The sequence below is a fragment of the Burkholderia sp. SCN-KJ genome (genome assembly GCF_024656005.1).
Lineage (GTDB): Bacteria > Pseudomonadota > Gammaproteobacteria > Burkholderiales > Burkholderiaceae > Burkholderia.
Genome location: NZ_JANKOG010000012.1, coordinates 115,385 through 130,515 on the forward strand (window position 1 = coordinate 115,385; position 15,131 = coordinate 130,515).

Here is a 15,131-nt window from a genome sequence, read left to right on the forward strand (position 1 = left end):
CGTCAGCTCCCGTACACGCGCTGCGCGGGCCGCGCATCGGCCAGCAGCCGCGCGACCGCCGGGCCGACCTCGGCCGGCGCCCAGCGCGCGCCGCGATCGACGCTCGGGCCGGTGCGCCAGCCTTCGGCCACCGCGATCATCCCGCCCGCGACCTCGAACACCTGGCCCGTCACGTCGGCCGACAGCGCGCTGCCGAGCCACACGACGAGCGGCGCGACGTTGGCCGGATCGAAATAGTCGAAGCCGCCGTCCTCCGGTTTCTTCATCATGTCGGCGAACACGCCTTCGGTCATCGACGTGCGCGCGGCCGGCGCGAGCGCGTTCACGCGCACGCCGTAGCGCTGCAGCTCGACCGCCTGCATCAGCGTGAGCGCGGCGATGCCGGCCTTCGCCGCGCCGTAGTTCGACTGGCCGATCGAGCCTTGCAGCCCGGCGCCGGAGCTCGTGTTGACGATGCGTGCGTCGACCGGATGGCCGGCCTTCGCCGCGTCGCGCCACACACGCGCCAGCACGCTCGACAGGCAGAAGTGGCCGCGCAGGTGCACGCGCATCACGTCGTCCCAGTCGGTTTCGGTCATGCTCGTGAACATCTTGTCGCGGCAGATGCCTGCGTTATTGACGAGCACGTGCACGTCGCCGAATGCTTCGCGTGCGGCGTCGACGATCCGCTGCGCGGTGTCGATCCTGGTGATGTCGTCGGAATTCGCGAGCGCGCGGCCGCCGCGTCGTGCGATCTCGTCGCACACGGCCTGCGCTGCCTCGTGCCGGATGTCGTTGACGACGACCGCCGCGCCCTCGGCCGCGAACGCGAGCGCGTATTCGCGCCCGAGCCCGCCGCCGGCGCCGGTGATGATGACGGTGCGTCCGTTACAGATTCCCATGCTGATGCCTCCTGGATCGAGAGATCGTGAAAGTGACGCGCTCACAGGCGCTCGATGATCGTGACGTTCGCGAGACCACCGCCTTCACACATCGTCTGCATCCCGTAACGTCCGCCGGTGCGTTCCAGTTCGTGCAGCAGCGTCGTCATCAGCCGCGCGCCGGTCGCGCCGAGCGGATGGCCGAGCGCGATGCCGCCGCCGTTCGGGTTGGTCTTCTCGTGCGGGAAGCGCGTGTCGGCAAGCCAGGCCTGCGCGACCGACGCGAACGCCTCGTTCATCTCGACGACGTCGATCTGCGACCAGTCGAGCCCGCTCTTCTTCAGCGCGGCCTTGGTCGCCGGAATCGGCGCGGTGAGCATCCACAGCGGATCGTCGCCGAGCACGCTCAGGTGATGAATGCGCGCGCGCGGCGTGAGGCCGTAGCGCTTGAGCGCATCTTCCGACACGATCAGGAGCGCCGCGGCCGCATCGCAGGTCTGGCTCGCAACGGCGGCCGTCAGCGAGCCGCCCGGCATCAGCGGTTCGAGCGTCGCCATCTTGTCGAGCGACGTGTCGGGGCGCGGCGTTTCATCGTGTTGCACGCCTTCGAGCGGCACGATTTCCCGCTTGAAATGGCCGGCCTCGATTGCCACCACCGCGCGGCGATGGCTCTCCAGCGCATAGCGCTCCATCGCGTCGCGCGACAGGTTCCAGTGATCGGCGATCCGCTGCGCGGCGACGAACTGCGACACCGGCGCGTCGCCGAAGCGCGCGCGCCAGCCGGTGCTGCCCGAGAACGGGTCGTTGAAGCCCAGCGGCACCGCGCTCGTCATCGCGGACGAGATCGGGATCTGCGTCATCGTCTGCACGCCGCCCGCAACCACCACGTCCTGCACACCGCTCATCACGGCCTGCGCGGCAAAGTGCACGGCCTGCTGCGACGAGCCGCACTGGCGGTCGACCGTCACGCCCGGCACCTGCAGCGGCAGCCCGGCCGCGAGCCAGCAGGTGCGCGCGATGTTGCCGGCAAGCGGGCCGATCGTGTCGACGCAGCCGAACACCACGTCGTCGTATTCGTCGGCCGGAATCGCGTTGCGTGCGACGAGCGTCTTCAGCACGAAGCCGCCGAGGTCCGCCGCGTGCACGTGCGCGAGCCCGCCCTTGCGGCGGCCGGTCGGCGTGCGCAGCGCGTCGACGATATAGGCTTGTTTCATTGATTGGTTTCCTCGAAGTCGAAGGTCTGCGCGGGGCCGATCGGCAATGCGTCGCCGAGGATCGCGTCGGCCACGCGGGCCTTGTGGAACGCGGTGTCGCCCCAGCTGCCGGAGAGCGCCCAGATCCGCTTCATGAAGATCTGCAGATCGAGCTCCCACGTGTAGCCGATCGCGCCGTGCACCTGCATCGTGTGGCGCGCGGCCAGCTGCGCGGCGGCGCTCGCCGCGAGCTTCGCGTGCGACACCAGCACCGCGCGCTGCGGGTGATCGTCGGCGATCGCTTGAGCCGCGCGCGCGACCACCGGCCGCGCGAACTCGTAGCGGATCGCGACGTCGGCGAGCAGGTGCTTGAGCGCCTGGTACGAACCGATCGCCTTGCCGAACTGCTTGCGCTGCGCGCTGTAGTCGATCGCGACGTCGAGCACGCGTTGCGTGAGGCCGAGCAATTGCGCGGCCACCGCGAACGCGCCGTGGTCGAGCGCACGATCGAGCAGCGGCGCGGCTTCATCGGCGCTCGCGATGCGCGTGGCAGCCGACGGTTCCCAGTCGAGCGTGAACAGGCGCCGCGACGGGTCGACGCTGTCGACCGCGCGCCACGCGCACTGCGCGGGATCGACGCGGTGCAGCTCGCCGCGGTGCTCGCAGAGCAGCGCCTGCGCGACGTGCACGTCGGCCGCATACGGGTTCACCGGATGCACGAGCGCGACACGCGCGCGCCCTTCGGCGATGTCGCGCAGCAGCGCGTCGCGCCAGTCGCTCGCGGGCAGCCGCGCGAGCACGCCGGCCGATACCAGCGCCGTGTCGAGCAGCGGCTCCGGGCTGCCGAAATAGCCGTAGGTCTGCGCGAGCAGCGCCCATTCCGCTTCGGTCAGGCCGAGGCCGCCGTGCGCTTCGGGCACCGACACGGCGGTCAGCCCCTGCGACGCGAACAGCGACCACAGCGCGTCGGAGCGGCCGGTCGGCGTGGCCCACAGCTCGCGGATCAGCTCCGGGGTCATCTCGGTCATCAGCAGGCGCTTCACGCTGTCCGCGAGCGCTTCCTGGTCTTCATCGAATACGAAATCCATACGATGTCCGTTCAGTGAGGGAATCGCCGGCGCGCTCACGCGCGCGGCATGCCGAGCATCCGTTCGGCGACGATGTTGCGCTGGATCTCGTTGGTGCCCGCGTAGATCGGGCCGGCCTGCGCGAACAGGAAGCCGTCGAGCCAGTGGCCGAGCGTCGCGTGCTGCGCGGCCGTCTGCGGGACGACCTCGCCGTGCGCGCCGAGAATGTCGAGCGCGGTCTGGTGCATCCGCAGGTCGAGCTCGGACCAGAACACCTTGTTGGTGCTCGATTCGGCGCCGATATGGCCGCCCTTCAGCAGCCGGCTTGCGGTCGCATAGGTCGACAGCGCGTACGCCTGCGCGTCCATCCATGCGGCGACCACGCGTTCGCGCAGCGTCGGGTCGCGATCCGCGCTGTCGCGGTGCGCGAGATACAGGTCGCGCAACGCTTGCGCGGTGCGCTGGAACCGCGCGGGCGAACGCAGCATCAGCCCGCGCTCGAAGCCGGCCGTCGCCATCGCGACCTGCCAGCCCGCGCCTTCGGCCGCGAGGCGGTTCTCGACCGGCACGCGCACGTCGTCGAAGAAGATTTCCGCGAAGCCGGTCTGCCCGTTGAGCTGCCGGATCGGCCGCACCGTGATGCCCGGCGCGGACAGCGGCACCATCAGGAACGTGAGCCCGTGGTGACGCGACGATTCGGGATCGCTGCGGAACAGGCCGAACAGCCAGTCGGCCCACACCGCGCGGGTCGACCAGATTTTCTGGCCGTTGAGCACGTACTCGTCGCCGATGCGGATCGCCGTCGTGCGGATCGCGGCCATGTCCGAACCCGCGTTCGGCTCCGACCAGCCCTGCGCCCACACGTGCTCGCCGGCCGCCATCGCGGGCAGGAAGCGCGCCTTCTGCGCGTCGGTGCCGAAGTCCATCAGCGTCGGGCCGAGCAGGAAGATGCCGTTCTGGTTCACGCGCATCGGTGCGTCGGCGCGCCAGTACTCTTCCTCGAAAATCAGCCACTCGATCAGGTCGCAGCCGCGCCCGCCCAGCTCGCGCGGCCACGTGACCATGCTCCAGCGGCCCGAGTGCAGCGTGCGCTCCCATTCGCGGTGCGCGGCGAAGCCTTCCTCGGTATCGAAGCTCGGCAGCCGCTCGCGCGGCACGTGCGCGGCGAGCCATGCGCGGATTTCCGCGCGGAACGCCTGCTGTTGCGGCGTATAGGTCAGGTTCATGCGCGTGCCTCCTCGACGCCTGCCTGCGCGTCGAACCGCGCGTCGCGCTTCTCGACGAATGCGGCACGCGCTTCCGTCGAGTCGTTCGTCATGTACGCCTGCAGCGTGAAGCCCTGCTCCCAGCGGTATTTGTCCTCGAGATCGCCGTCCTCGACGCCGTTCAGCGCCTCCTTCGCGAGCCGCACCATCGCCGGGCTCTTCTCCGCGATCTTGCGGGCGATCGCAAGCGCCGCATCGCGCAGCGCGTCGCGCGTCACGACCTGCTCGACCGCGCCGAGCCGGTACGCCTCGGCTGCGTCGATCATGTCGCCGGTGAAGTACATCGTGCGCACCTTCTGCACACCGAACAGTCGTTGCAGATGCGCGCCGCCGCCCATCGCGCCGCGGTCGATCTCCGGCACGCCGAAGCGCGCGCAGTCGGCCGCGACGACGATGTCCGCCGCACCGCAGATGCCGATCCCGCCGCCGAGCACGAAACCGTGCACGGCCGCGATCACCGGCTTCGGGTTGCGGTGCACCGCGCGGAACGTCTCGTAGTTGCCGGCGTTGACCGACACGATCCGCTCCGGATGCGCGGCGAGTTCCTTGATGTCGACGCCCGCGCAGAAACCGCGGCCTTCGCCGCGCACGACGATCACGCGCACGTCGTCGTCCTCGCCGAGCGCGTCGAGCGCGCGCGCGAGCGCATGCCAGCCCTGCGCATCGAGCGCATTCACGGGCGGATGGGCGATCACCAGTTCGGCGATGCCGTCGGCGCGCTCGATCCGGAACGGCGTCGCGCCGCCCGGTTGATTGGATGTAGTCATCTCCAAAGCCTCCCTGTGATGTTTTTTACGCAGCCTGTGCCGCGGTCGCGCCGCGCAATGCGGCCAGCGCGTCGAGCCGCTCGCCGGCTTCCGCGACGATCCGCTCGATCAGCGCATCGCACGATTCGATCGCGCCGATCATCGCGGCCGCCTGGCCGCTCGGCAGCACGCCTTCGTCCGGCCGCCCCTCGACGATCGCGCGCTGGATCAGGAACGGCGCGTTCGCGGCCATCAGCGTCTGGCTCGCCGTGTAGTCGTGCGAACGCAGCGCCTTGATCGCGAGGCCGAGCATGTCGCCCGTGCTCAGCCCGTTCTGGCGCCGCCATGCTTCGGCCGTCTTCAGCGCGAACCACGTGCGGCGCAGCGGGCCGAAGCGTTCGAGCTTCAGCAGATACGGGTTGTCGATCATGCGTTGCGGCAGCCCGTCGAGCGCGTCCGACACGCGGATCCGCGCCGGGTCGCCGACCGCGACGTACCGGTCGAGCGTTTCGCGCGGCACCGGCGATTCGGCGCTCATCAGGAAGCGCGTGCCCATCGCGATGCCGGCCGCGCCGTACGCGAGCGCGGCCGCCAGCCCGCGTCCGTCGAAGAATCCGCCGGCCGCGACGACCGGCACCCGCACCGCGTCGAGCACCTTCGGCAGCAGCAGCGTGGTCGGCACCGACCCCGTGTGGCCGCCGCCTTCCGCGCCCTGCACCGTCACGATGTCCGCGCCAAGCTCGACCGCCTTCGACGCGTGCTTCGGCGCGCCGACGGTCGGCATGCAGACGATGCCGGCGTCCTTGAAGCGTCGGATCGTCTTCGCGTCCGGCCCGCGGCCGTAACTGACCGCACGCAGCTGGTGCTTGATCGCGAGATCGACCACCTGTGCGGCGTTCTTCTGGAACATGTGGAAATTGATGCCGAACGGCTTGTCGGTCAGCGACTTCACCTTCAGGATCTCGGCCTCGACCTGCCCGGGTTCGAGCGTCGCGCCGGCGAGGAAGCCGAAGCCGCCCGCATTGGCGGTCGCCGCGACTAGCCGCGCGTCGGCCACCCAGCCCATCGCGGTCTGCACGATCGGGTAGCGGCAGCCGAGCAGGTCGCACAGCGGCGTATGCAGCGTCGTGCTCATGCGGCGGCTCCGTTGACGGCGGCCGGCGCCGCATCGGCCTGCGCTTCGTCGTCCGCCGGTTCCGGCTTGCGCTGCGAGCTGGCCATCTTGCGGGCGTCGTAGCCGCCGAGGCGGTCGCCGCTGACGAGCTCGTTGTGCGCATGCGCGAAGTGATGCCATGCGAATGCCGCATCCATCGCCGCGCGCTTGCCCTGGAGTTCCTCGACGTGGTTCAGCGCCTGCTTGGTCAGCGTGAGGCCGAGGCGCGGCATCGTCGCGATCTTCGCCGCGATCGCGTAGGTTGCATCGCGCAGCCGCTCGCGCGGCACCACGCGGTTGACCATGCCCATCTGATACGCGCGCTCGGCCGGCATCCGCTCGCCGAGGAACAGGAACTCCTTCGCGATGCGCGGGTTCAGCTCGTACGCATGCGCGAAATACTCGACGCCGGGAATCCCCATCCGCACGACCGGATCCGCGAAGAACGCATCCTCCGACGCGACGATCAGGTCGCACACCCACGCGAGCATCAGCCCGCCCGCGATGCACGCGCCGTGCACCATCGCGATGGTCGGCTTCGGCAGGTCGCGCCAGCGCCGGCACATCCCGAGGTACACCTCCTGTTCGCGCGCATAGAGGAATTCGCCGCCTTCCTTGTCGACGTGGTCGTACCACAGCGACGCGCGGTCGAACGACTCGTGGATGTCGCGGCCCGGCGTGCCGATGTCGTGGCCCGCCGAGAAATGCTTGCCGGCGCCCGCGAGCACGATCGCCTTCACCGCGTCGTCGTGCGCCGCGCGCCGGAACGCCGCGTCGAGCGCATACGTCATCTTCGAGTTCTGCGCGTTGTGATACTCGGGACGGTTCATCGTGATCGTCGCGATGCCGTCCTCGACCGCGTAGTCGACGACACCGTCGCCGAACGTCATCTGGGTCGCTTCCATGTCGGACCTCATCCGCGGCGCGGCGCCGGATTGTTGCGCACGATCGTCGCGCGCAGGTTGTGAGGGTCGAGCGCACGCACGATGCGCAGGTCTTCCGCATTCGGCGCGGCCGTCGTGCCGAGGTCGGGCGCCGCGATCAGCGGGAAGCCGGTTGCGTCCTGCACTTCGTCGAAGCTCACGCCCGGATGCAGCGAACGCACGCGGATCGCGTGGTCGGGCCCGCCGAAATCCATCACGCACAGGTCGGTGACGATGCTGCGCAGGTCGACGAAGGTCTTCATGCCGGGCAGCCGGCGCGCCGGGTTGTAGCCGACCGTGCACACCATGTCGACTTCGCCTGCGACGAACGTGCGCTTGCCGTGGCCGCTCACGAAAAACGAGTTCGCGTGGTTCGTCGAGTTGCCGGGGAAGCCGCGCGCGCCAAGCAGTTGCGTCTTCGGACGCGCGTAGTCGTCGCCGAGCCACGAGATGTTGGCCTGGCCGAAACGGTCGATCTGCGTCGGCATCACCAGCGCGTGGCGGCGGCCGTGCCACAGGCAGTCGAACACGCGCTCGTAGGTCATCCAGCCGCTCGCCTGCACGCGATAGCCGTCGGGACGCGGCCCGAGCGGGATCGGCGCCTCGACGAGATACGCTTCGCCGTCGGTCAGCATCAGCCCGCTGTTGTACGCGAGCCGCGCGAGGCCGGCCGCGAGCCGCGGGCCCGTGCCGATGCCGGTCGCCAGCACTTCGCCGTCGTCGCGCCAGAGTCGCGCGGACGCGACGATCATCAGTTCCGCGAGGGAATGGTCGAGAGATTCGCTCACAGGCGCTCCTTTACAGAATCGGCAACGGCAGCGTCGTCACGTGCGACAGCCCGCCGACGCCTTCGAGGTACTGGCGTTCGTCCTGGCCGACCACGTCGCGCAGGTAAGCCGCCGTCTTCGCATCGTCTTCCGCGCTGGCGCAATACGCGCGCAGGTGCGGCAGGTCCCAGCCGTAGTCCGGCCCGCACGACGTCGGGTGCGCGCCGCCCGGCGCATGCACGACGCCGGTGACGAGCGAGCGCTCGAACGGATTGCGGCGTGCGGCGTCGAGGTCGTCGCTCGCGAGCGACGCGTCGACCGTTTCCGCCGACACGTAGCAACGCTGCGCGGCGCGCGCCATCCACGCATCGAAGAACGGATCGGGACCGTCGATGCGCGTGTTGCCCATCCGGTCGGCCGCGTTCACGTGCAGCAGCGCGACGTCGAGTTCGATCGCCGGCATCGCGAGCAGCGTCTCGCCGTCGTCGTACGGCGATTGCACCGTGCGCAGCTGCGGCGCGTGATCGAGCAGCGCGGTGCCGAGCCCCGCGCGCGTCGGCAGGAACGGCAGACGCGCGGCGGCCGCGCGCAGGCCGAGCTGCAGCATCCCTTCGTCGAGTTCCAGCACGTCGACGCGGCCCTGTTCGCGGGCCCGGCGGAAATGCGGCTCGAGCGGAATCACGTCGAGCGACACGAAGCCGAACACCGCCTTGCGCACCTTGCCGGCCGCGCACAGCAGGCCGATGTCGGCGCCGCCGTACGCGACGATCGTCAGGTCCTTCAGGTTCGAGCGCGCGATCTCGCGCACCAGTGCCATCGGCTTGCGCCGCGGGCCCCATCCGCCGATGCCGATCGTCATGCCGTCGGCGAGTTGCGCGACCACGTCGCGTGCGGACATCGTCTTGTCGAGAGGTTTCATCGTCATCGTGCTGGCTTACCGGTATCCGATGCTGAAATCGTGGCCCCACTGGCTCACCTTGGTGGCCTCGAACACCGCGTGCTTCGACCAGTCGACCGTGAGGCCGCCGAAGCCGTATTCGAGATCGAAGCCGCCGGGGGTCTTCATGTAGAACGAGATCATCTGGTCGTTGCAGTGGCGGCCGAGCGTCGCCGACATCTTCACGTCGTGCGCGGCGACCCGATCGAGCGCGCGGCCGACTTCGTCCATCGAGTCGACTTCGGCCATCACGTGCACGCAGCCCGACGGCACCGCCATCTCGAACAGCGCGAGGCTGTGATGGCGCGCATTGCGGCAGTGCATGAAGTGAATGCGCTTCTCGGGTTCGGCGGGATCGGGCGTGAACTTCACGCGGTAGATGTCGGACAGCTCGAAGCCGAGCACGCCGCGCACGAACGCGTCGGTCGCGTCGAACTGCGGCGCGGGCAGCACCGCGTGGCCGAGCCCCATGTCGCCGGTGACGAAGCGCGCGACGCCCAGCGGCGACACAAAGCGGCGGAAGTCGCAGCGCGCGCCCCAGTACAACTCGTGGCGGTTGCCGGACGGGTCGGTGCACCACGCCATCGCCTGCACGCGGCGCAGCGCGGCTTCGTCGCGCGTGGCGCGCATGGCCTCGACACCCGCCTGCTGCAATGCCGCGAGCGCGGCGTCGAACGCGGCGCCGTCGGGCAGTTCCCAGCCCGACGCGAAATAGCGGTCGGTCGCGCCGGGGACGATCACGTAGCGGAAATCGCGCTCGTCCATCTTCAGGTACAGCGCGCCGTCGGACGCGTCGAGCACCTGCATGCCCAGCACGTCTTCCGCGTAGCGGCGCCACGCATCGACGCGGGTCGCCTCGACGACGACGTAGCCGAGCGCACGGACATCGATCATGTCGGCCTCCTCCAGGTTCAGAATCCGTTGTTCGTGAAAGGATTCTGGCCGGTCGGGGATGGCGTCACATCGTCTGTTGGGACGAGAGCGGGCGGGTCATTTAGGACGAGGCCGGCCGGGAAAGGACCGGGAATCGGACGCGCGCTAAAGCCCGGTGATACGGGCTGCAAGCGGGCGATGCGCGACGGAGAACGCGCAACGGAAGAAGGCGGGAAGCGATGGCGGACTGCCGCGACGCGGCAACCCGGCTCACTCGAACGGGTTCAGCAGCCGAACGCCGGTGCGGGCGAAATCGTCGACATTGCGTGTGACGACCGTGAGATCGTTGATCAGCGCGGTGGCCGCGATCAGTTTGTCGAGTGCGTGGGCCGGATCGGGCACGCGCAAATGGCCCCACATCTGGCTGGTCTCGAGATCGACCGGCAGGATGTTCGACGCATAGCCGGACAGAATCGTCGCCATCCATGCCTCGAGCGCCGACGCCTGCGGATGATCGCCGCGATGGCGGATCAGATCGACGCCGCGCCGAAGTTCGGCCACCGTCACGATCGACAGGTAAAGCGGGCTCGCGTCGGCCTCGGCCTGCATGAAGAACCCGCGCACGCCGCGGTTGGTTCGCTTGCCCTTCCTGATCTCGCTGATGACGTTCGTATCAATCAAAAACACGCCTGACCTCGCCGGAATCCTGAACACGTTGGAAATCCGCGTCTTCGCCGACGTCCGGCATGCTCATCAGCACTTGCGCGAATGTCCTTCGCTTCGGCCGGCCGAGCGCATCGGCCAGAATGGCCCGATGTTCGGCCTCGGCACTCCTGCCGTTCGCCGCAGCCTGCTCTCGAAGGCTCTGAACGATACTGTCATCCACGTTACGCACCAGAAGATTTGCCATGAGTCCCTCCATCCAGATTGCTATCAATGATAGCGCCAACGCGGTGAATTGCAAGCATTGCTATCATCGTCGTGATCGGATGGAAGCCGGGTGTCGGCGTTGGCCGGCGGCAGCGGGCGGCATGACGCCACCCACGCTCCGCCGTCGGCCCGACGCGTCGAACTGCTTTTGACCAAGGTAATCCAGCCGCGGCGACGAAAAAAGACGGCCGAATGGCCATTCATCGACGGGTGATCTGCGCTCGTGCGGGATGTCCGGCGCGGCGCGGCGTCGAATCCGACGCGCGCCGCACGACCATCACCAGCACCGCGACCAGAATCACGGACGCGATCGGCGACATCGTGCCGGTAACGACTGCGACGAACGCCTGCGCCGGCACGGTCCAGGTGACTGCCAGGACGATCGATTCGAGCCGGTTCGGCCGGACGTTCCGGCAGTCCAGCAACAGGCAACGGGAAGGTCTGCGGATACGGCCACGGCACGAAGCGTCGAACGGCCGGAGAGCGGCCGTGCCATAACGCGCGTCCCGCTCAGAACCGGTACGAGATCCCGATCTGCAGCACCGGGTACCACCGATACCGCGACATCACCCGGTTCAGTTCGTCGAGGCCGCTGGCGGTCAGAATCTGGCTCTTCTGCGGTCCGGCCGCGGCGGCGAGTTGCGGCGACAGCGTGTACGAGCAGCGCGGGATGCCGTACGCGACGCCCAGGTCGGCGACGAAACCGAGCCCCTTCGACGCCGGCCGGTGCCCGTAGCCGATCCCGACATACGGCATCACGGTCGGATAGCGTGCCTCCGCGACCGCGTACATCCCCGGCAGCGCCGGAAAACGCTTTCCGGCGAACACGTAGGTCCCGTCGGTGGGCACCGACACGCCGCGGATATCGTCGTCGTTGAAGCGCAATCCGATCGTCGCGCGAAAGCCGCTGCCGCGCCACGGAAAGATGTCCGCATACAGGCCGCCTTGCCGCAACTTGATGTCGTCCTGGTAGCGGTTGCCGGCCACCGTGAAGTCATGCGTCAGATTGATCGCGTTGAAATCCGCGTGCGCGCCCAGCACCGAATTGAAGCTGACGGCCGCGCCGATGCCGACGCCCTGCGTGCCGCCCTGCAGGTAGATTTCCTGCGCGTGCGCGCCGGCCGTGACTACCATCGCCAGCGCTGCCCATTGGTTCATTGTCATTTTCACGGGCGTCCCCCCGACATGTGCCGGGCGCGCCGACCCGCCACGTGCAGCGCATGTCGCCACGCGCGGCGGGTCCCCCGGCACGACATCTTGCAAGCAAGCTTGCTGTTTGACGGATCGAGCGTACGATGCCCGTGCGTGCCGCCGATACGACGCAGTGCGTCCGGCACGATGGGCCGCTATCCCGCGGCTCGATCCGATCCCCGATATTTCGATGTCGTTACGTGCCGCTCCCGCGATTTGTCGTTGCCATCAGTCGCGGTTGTGTCGAGCGGCCCCGGCCTAACCGCAAGGCATGTGCCATGCGGCGCGAACCGGCACGGGACAAGCGTCGCGGCCAAACGTCCGCGGTGATGCGGGGGAGAATCGACGGAAATGTTTCAGGAACGCATCTGTTTTCGGCGCTTCAGCGCCGTGCCCGATGCAGCGGAGCGATGCATCGGGTGCCGCGACGCGCGCCGGGCAAGCATGCGCGGCTGTCGGCACGCGCGGCATCGCAACGGCGTGCAAGCACGTATGACGCGACGCATGGCAGAAAATGTTTCATCGACGTGACCTCGCGCGAGTCGCGCGTGGTGAGGATGCGAGAAGCGCGCGGCACGGGTCAGGGTGAATACCGAGGACGGTGCGCGCGCAACCAGTTGCCGCCGAGACGGCCGTTCATGCGCTTCGACGCATGCATGCGGGCAGTCGCTCCCGGGCGCCTGCGGCGCGAAGATCCGGGATCGATACGGCGGATTCGGCGCCGAAAGCAACCGAACGTTCGTCTGCCGGGCCCGCTCTCCCGAGCGGGCCCTGTGCATCCGCTACAACCCGTACCCGCCAGACACGTTCAACTGCTGCCCCGTGATGTAGTTCGCGCGATCCGACGCGAGGAACACCGCCGCACGCCCGATATCGTGCGCCTTCCCCCAGCGCTTGAGCGCGAGCATCTTCTGCGTGTCGTCGATCCACGCCTGGTCGAACTGCCCCTGTTCGAGCAGCACCGGAAACATCCCGGCCTCGATCACGCCGACCAGGATCGAGTTGGCGCGAATCTCGTGACGGCCTTCCTCGCGCGCGAGCCCCTTCACCAGCGCCTCGTTCGCCGCCTTCGGCGCGACCGACAGTCCGTCGCGATCCGGCCAGCGCAGATGCCCGGCCGAGCCGAGCGTGACGAACGACCCGCCGCCCGACGCACGGAAATGCGGCAATGCAGCCTTCGCCGCATTGAAGAAGCCGACCGTCTCGACCTCGATCGCGCGACGCCAGTCGTCGTGCGTCATGTCGCCGATACGACGCTGGTTCACGAACGGGCCGGCCGCCCACACGATCGTGTGCACGCGGCCGTGCGCGCCGATCGCGGCCGCGAGCGCCGCATCGATCTGCGCGGGATCGGTCACGTCCACGCGATGCGTGGTGGCCGCGACGCCTGCGTCGCGCACCTCGCGCGCGACGCGTTCGGCCACCTCCGCCTTGCTGCGATAGCCGAGCGCGACCGGCACGCCGGCGCGCGCGAATTCGAGCGCGACGCCCTGCCCGATTCCGCCGCTGCCGCCGAACACGAGCACCGCGCCCCGCGGAAATCCGTTGTCGTTCATGCGTTCGTCCCGTTGATTTCGTGCCGTGCGCCGGCGTTCAGGCCGCTGCTTCGGTGCCCGCGCGCAGCCGGTACTTCAGCACCTTGCCGGCCGCGCTCGTCGGCAGTTGCTCGACGAACGTGAAATGCCGCGGCACCTTGTAGTTCGCCATGTTGCTGCGCGCCCAGTCGTTCAGTGCGTCGGCGTCGGTGTGCGCGCCGGGACGCAACACGACATACGCATGCCCGACCTCGCCGAGCCGCGCATCGGGCACGCCGACCAGCGCGACCTGCGCGATCGCCGGATGCGCGGCCAGCAGCCGCTCGATCTCGGCCGGATAGCAGTTGAAGCCGCCGACGATGAACATGTCCTTGATCCGGTCGGTGATCTTCAGGTTGCCGTTCGCGTCGACACAGCCGAGGTCGCCGGTATGCAGCCAGCCATCCGCGTCGACGGCTTCGCGCGTCGCATCCGGCTGGTTGAAGTAGCCGCGCATCACGTTGTAGCCGCGCACCCAGATCTCGCCGGTCTCGTCCGGCCCGAGCGCCGCGCCGTCCGGCCCCGCGATGCGCAGCTCGACACCCGGCATCGGGCGGCCCGACGTACAGGCGACCGTCTCCGCGTCGTCGCCGTGGCGGCACAGTGTCGCGAACCCGCATGATTCGGTCAGTCCGTAGCCGGTCAGCACGGTCTCGAAGCCGAGCTCCGCGCGCATCCGCTCGATCAGGCTCGGCGCGATCGCGGCCGCGCCCGTCACCGCGATCCGCAGCGACGACAGGTCGCGCGTCGCGCGATCGGGCGCATCGAGCAGCGCGTAGTACAGCGTCGGCGGGCCGGGCAGCACCGACACGCGTTCATCGGCGATGCGGCGCAAGACGTCGGCCGGCTGGAACACGAGATGCGGCAGCACGGTCGCGCCGCTCGACAGCGCGGCGAGCCAGCCGGCCTTGTAGCCGAACGTATGGAAGAACGGATTGACGATCAGGTAGCGGTCGTCGCGGCGCACGCCGGCGATCGTCGCCCACGCCTGCGCGGCGCGCAGGTTCTGTCCGTGCGCGGTCATCACGCCCTTCGGGCGGCCCGTCGTGCCGGACGTGAACATCAGGTCCATCACGGTATCCGGCGTCACCTGCGCCTCCCGCTCGCGCACGGCGGCGAGCGGCACCGCCGCGCCGCGCGCGAGGAATGCATTCCAGGTTTCATCGTGCGCGCCGGACGGCGGCTCGCCGTCGAACACGACGACGCGTTCGAGCGTCGCGGGCCGGTGCGGCGCGAGCAGCGCCGGATAGGATTCGCCGAGGAAGGTGCCGCAGCAGAACAGCAGCCGCGCGCCGCCGTCGTGCAGGATGCCGCCCACTTCCATGCCCTTCATCCGCGTGTTGACCGGCACGAGGATCGCGCCGACGGTGTGGATCGCCAGCGCCGCGACAATCCATTGCGGCAGGTTCGGTGCCCATACGGCGACCCGGTCGCCGGCGTCGATGCCGCTCGCGAGCAGCGCGCGCGCCGCTTCGAGACGCGCCGCGTCGAGTTCCGCATAGGTCAGCCGGCCGTGCTCCGACTCGATCGCCGGATGCGCGCCGTGGCGCGCGGCAGCCCGCGCGATCAGCGCGGGCGTGGTGAGGATTTCGTTGTCCATCGTCATATGCGTCGAAACAGGGTTGCCGTCGGTGCCATCGACACGTCGCGGC

At 69.1% G+C, this 15,131-nt stretch carries 15 protein-coding genes; all 15 read right to left on the reverse strand.

Annotated elements, in window-relative coordinates; genetic code table 11:
• Nucleotides 1-2 precede the first annotated feature (2 nt).
• Nucleotides 3-881, reverse strand: a complete 879-nt coding sequence (locus NQV17_RS20735) for an SDR family oxidoreductase (RefSeq protein ID WP_044845667.1) — start codon at nucleotides 879-881, stop codon at nucleotides 3-5.
• 41 nt (nucleotides 882-922) lie between these two features.
• Nucleotides 923-2,074, reverse strand: coding sequence for an acetyl-CoA C-acetyltransferase (locus tag NQV17_RS20740; RefSeq protein WP_257773677.1), 1,152 nt, complete (start codon nucleotides 2,072-2,074; stop codon nucleotides 923-925).
• Nucleotides 2,071-3,141 carry an acyl-CoA dehydrogenase family protein gene (locus NQV17_RS20745; RefSeq protein ID WP_257773678.1) on the reverse strand — a complete coding sequence of 357 codons (1,071 nt, stop codon included), beginning with the start codon at nucleotides 3,139-3,141 and terminating at the stop codon, nucleotides 2,071-2,073. The genes NQV17_RS20740 and NQV17_RS20745 overlap by 4 nt, the downstream gene beginning before the upstream one ends.
• A gap of 35 nt (nucleotides 3,142-3,176) precedes the next feature.
• On the reverse strand, nucleotides 3,177-4,346 hold the full coding sequence (locus NQV17_RS20750; protein ID WP_044845670.1) for an acyl-CoA dehydrogenase family protein: 1,170 nt from the start codon (nucleotides 4,344-4,346) through the stop codon (nucleotides 3,177-3,179).
• Complete coding sequence (locus tag NQV17_RS20755; RefSeq protein ID WP_257773679.1) at nucleotides 4,343-5,152, reverse strand: enoyl-CoA hydratase family protein; 810 nt, start codon at nucleotides 5,150-5,152, stop codon at nucleotides 4,343-4,345. The genes NQV17_RS20750 and NQV17_RS20755 overlap by 4 nt, the downstream gene beginning before the upstream one ends.
• Before the next feature lie 25 nt (nucleotides 5,153-5,177).
• Nucleotides 5,178-6,266: a nitronate monooxygenase family protein gene (locus NQV17_RS20760; RefSeq protein WP_257773680.1), complete on the reverse strand. Its 1,089-nt coding sequence runs from the start codon at nucleotides 6,264-6,266 to the stop codon at nucleotides 5,178-5,180.
• Nucleotides 6,263-7,189, reverse strand: a complete 927-nt coding sequence (locus NQV17_RS20765; RefSeq protein WP_257773681.1) for an enoyl-CoA hydratase — start codon at nucleotides 7,187-7,189, stop codon at nucleotides 6,263-6,265. Before NQV17_RS20765 ends, NQV17_RS20760 begins: the two co-directional genes overlap by 4 nt.
• Nucleotides 7,190-7,197: 8 nt before the next feature.
• The gene (locus tag NQV17_RS20770; protein WP_124484681.1) at nucleotides 7,198-7,995 is read right to left on the reverse strand and encodes a CoA-transferase subunit beta; all 798 of its coding nucleotides are present in this window, start codon (nucleotides 7,993-7,995) and stop codon (nucleotides 7,198-7,200) included.
• Between the two features lie 10 nt (nucleotides 7,996-8,005).
• Entirely contained in the window at nucleotides 8,006-8,899 is an 894-nt protein-coding gene (locus NQV17_RS20775; protein ID WP_124521988.1) for a CoA transferase subunit A, read from the reverse strand.
• A gap of 9 nt (nucleotides 8,900-8,908) precedes the next feature.
• Complete coding sequence (locus NQV17_RS20780; RefSeq protein WP_257773682.1) at nucleotides 8,909-9,805, reverse strand: VOC family protein; 897 nt, start codon at nucleotides 9,803-9,805, stop codon at nucleotides 8,909-8,911.
• Nucleotides 9,806-10,054: 249 nt separating this feature from the next.
• Nucleotides 10,055-10,471 (reverse strand): type II toxin-antitoxin system VapC family toxin, encoded by a 417-nt coding sequence (locus tag NQV17_RS20785; RefSeq protein WP_257773763.1) that lies wholly within the window; start codon nucleotides 10,469-10,471, stop codon nucleotides 10,055-10,057.
• Complete coding sequence (locus tag NQV17_RS20790) at nucleotides 10,458-10,694, reverse strand: DNA-binding protein (RefSeq protein WP_014899176.1); 237 nt, start codon at nucleotides 10,692-10,694, stop codon at nucleotides 10,458-10,460. The genes NQV17_RS20785 and NQV17_RS20790 overlap by 14 nt, the downstream gene beginning before the upstream one ends.
• 530 nt (nucleotides 10,695-11,224) lie before the next feature.
• Nucleotides 11,225-11,872, reverse strand: a complete 648-nt coding sequence (locus NQV17_RS20795; RefSeq protein WP_235879363.1) for a hypothetical protein — start codon at nucleotides 11,870-11,872, stop codon at nucleotides 11,225-11,227.
• An 815-nt stretch (nucleotides 11,873-12,687) separates the two neighbouring features.
• Nucleotides 12,688-13,461, reverse strand: coding sequence for an SDR family NAD(P)-dependent oxidoreductase (locus NQV17_RS20800; protein WP_257773684.1), 774 nt, complete (start codon nucleotides 13,459-13,461; stop codon nucleotides 12,688-12,690).
• A gap of 37 nt (nucleotides 13,462-13,498) precedes the next feature.
• Nucleotides 13,499-15,085: a FadD3 family acyl-CoA ligase gene (locus NQV17_RS20805; RefSeq protein ID WP_308236640.1), complete on the reverse strand. Its 1,587-nt coding sequence runs from the start codon at nucleotides 15,083-15,085 to the stop codon at nucleotides 13,499-13,501.
• Nucleotides 15,086-15,131: the final 46 nt, after the last annotated feature.

What these genes read in the sequence shown, in the direction of transcription:
- NQV17_RS20735 (WP_044845667.1), bottom strand. Translation starts at nt 881, where the DNA reads ATGGGAATCTGTAACGGACGCACCGTCATCATCACCGGCGCCGGCGGC.
- NQV17_RS20740 (WP_257773677.1), bottom strand. Translation starts at nt 2,074, where the DNA reads ATGAAACAAGCCTATATCGTCGACGCGCTGCGCACGCCGACCGGCCGC.
- NQV17_RS20745 (WP_257773678.1), bottom strand. Translation starts at nt 3,141, where the DNA reads ATGGATTTCGTATTCGATGAAGACCAGGAAGCGCTCGCGGACAGCGTG.
- NQV17_RS20750 (WP_044845670.1), bottom strand. Translation starts at nt 4,346, where the DNA reads ATGAACCTGACCTATACGCCGCAACAGCAGGCGTTCCGCGCGGAAATC.
- NQV17_RS20755 (WP_257773679.1), bottom strand. Translation starts at nt 5,152, where the DNA reads ATGACTACATCCAATCAACCGGGCGGCGCGACGCCGTTCCGGATCGAG.
- NQV17_RS20760 (WP_257773680.1), bottom strand. Translation starts at nt 6,266, where the DNA reads ATGAGCACGACGCTGCATACGCCGCTGTGCGACCTGCTCGGCTGCCGC.
- NQV17_RS20765 (WP_257773681.1), bottom strand. Translation starts at nt 7,189, where the DNA reads ATGGAAGCGACCCAGATGACGTTCGGCGACGGTGTCGTCGACTACGCG.
- NQV17_RS20775 (WP_124521988.1), bottom strand. Translation starts at nt 8,899, where the DNA reads ATGACGATGAAACCTCTCGACAAGACGATGTCCGCACGCGACGTGGTC.
- NQV17_RS20780 (WP_257773682.1), bottom strand. Translation starts at nt 9,805, where the DNA reads ATGATCGATGTCCGTGCGCTCGGCTACGTCGTCGTCGAGGCGACCCGC.
- NQV17_RS20790 (WP_014899176.1), bottom strand. Translation starts at nt 10,694, where the DNA reads ATGGCAAATCTTCTGGTGCGTAACGTGGATGACAGTATCGTTCAGAGC.
- NQV17_RS20795 (WP_235879363.1), bottom strand. Translation starts at nt 11,872, where the DNA reads ATGAACCAATGGGCAGCGCTGGCGATGGTAGTCACGGCCGGCGCGCAC.
- NQV17_RS20800 (WP_257773684.1), bottom strand. Translation starts at nt 13,461, where the DNA reads ATGAACGACAACGGATTTCCGCGGGGCGCGGTGCTCGTGTTCGGCGGC.
- NQV17_RS20805 (WP_308236640.1), bottom strand. Translation starts at nt 15,085, where the DNA reads ATGACGATGGACAACGAAATCCTCACCACGCCCGCGCTGATCGCGCGG.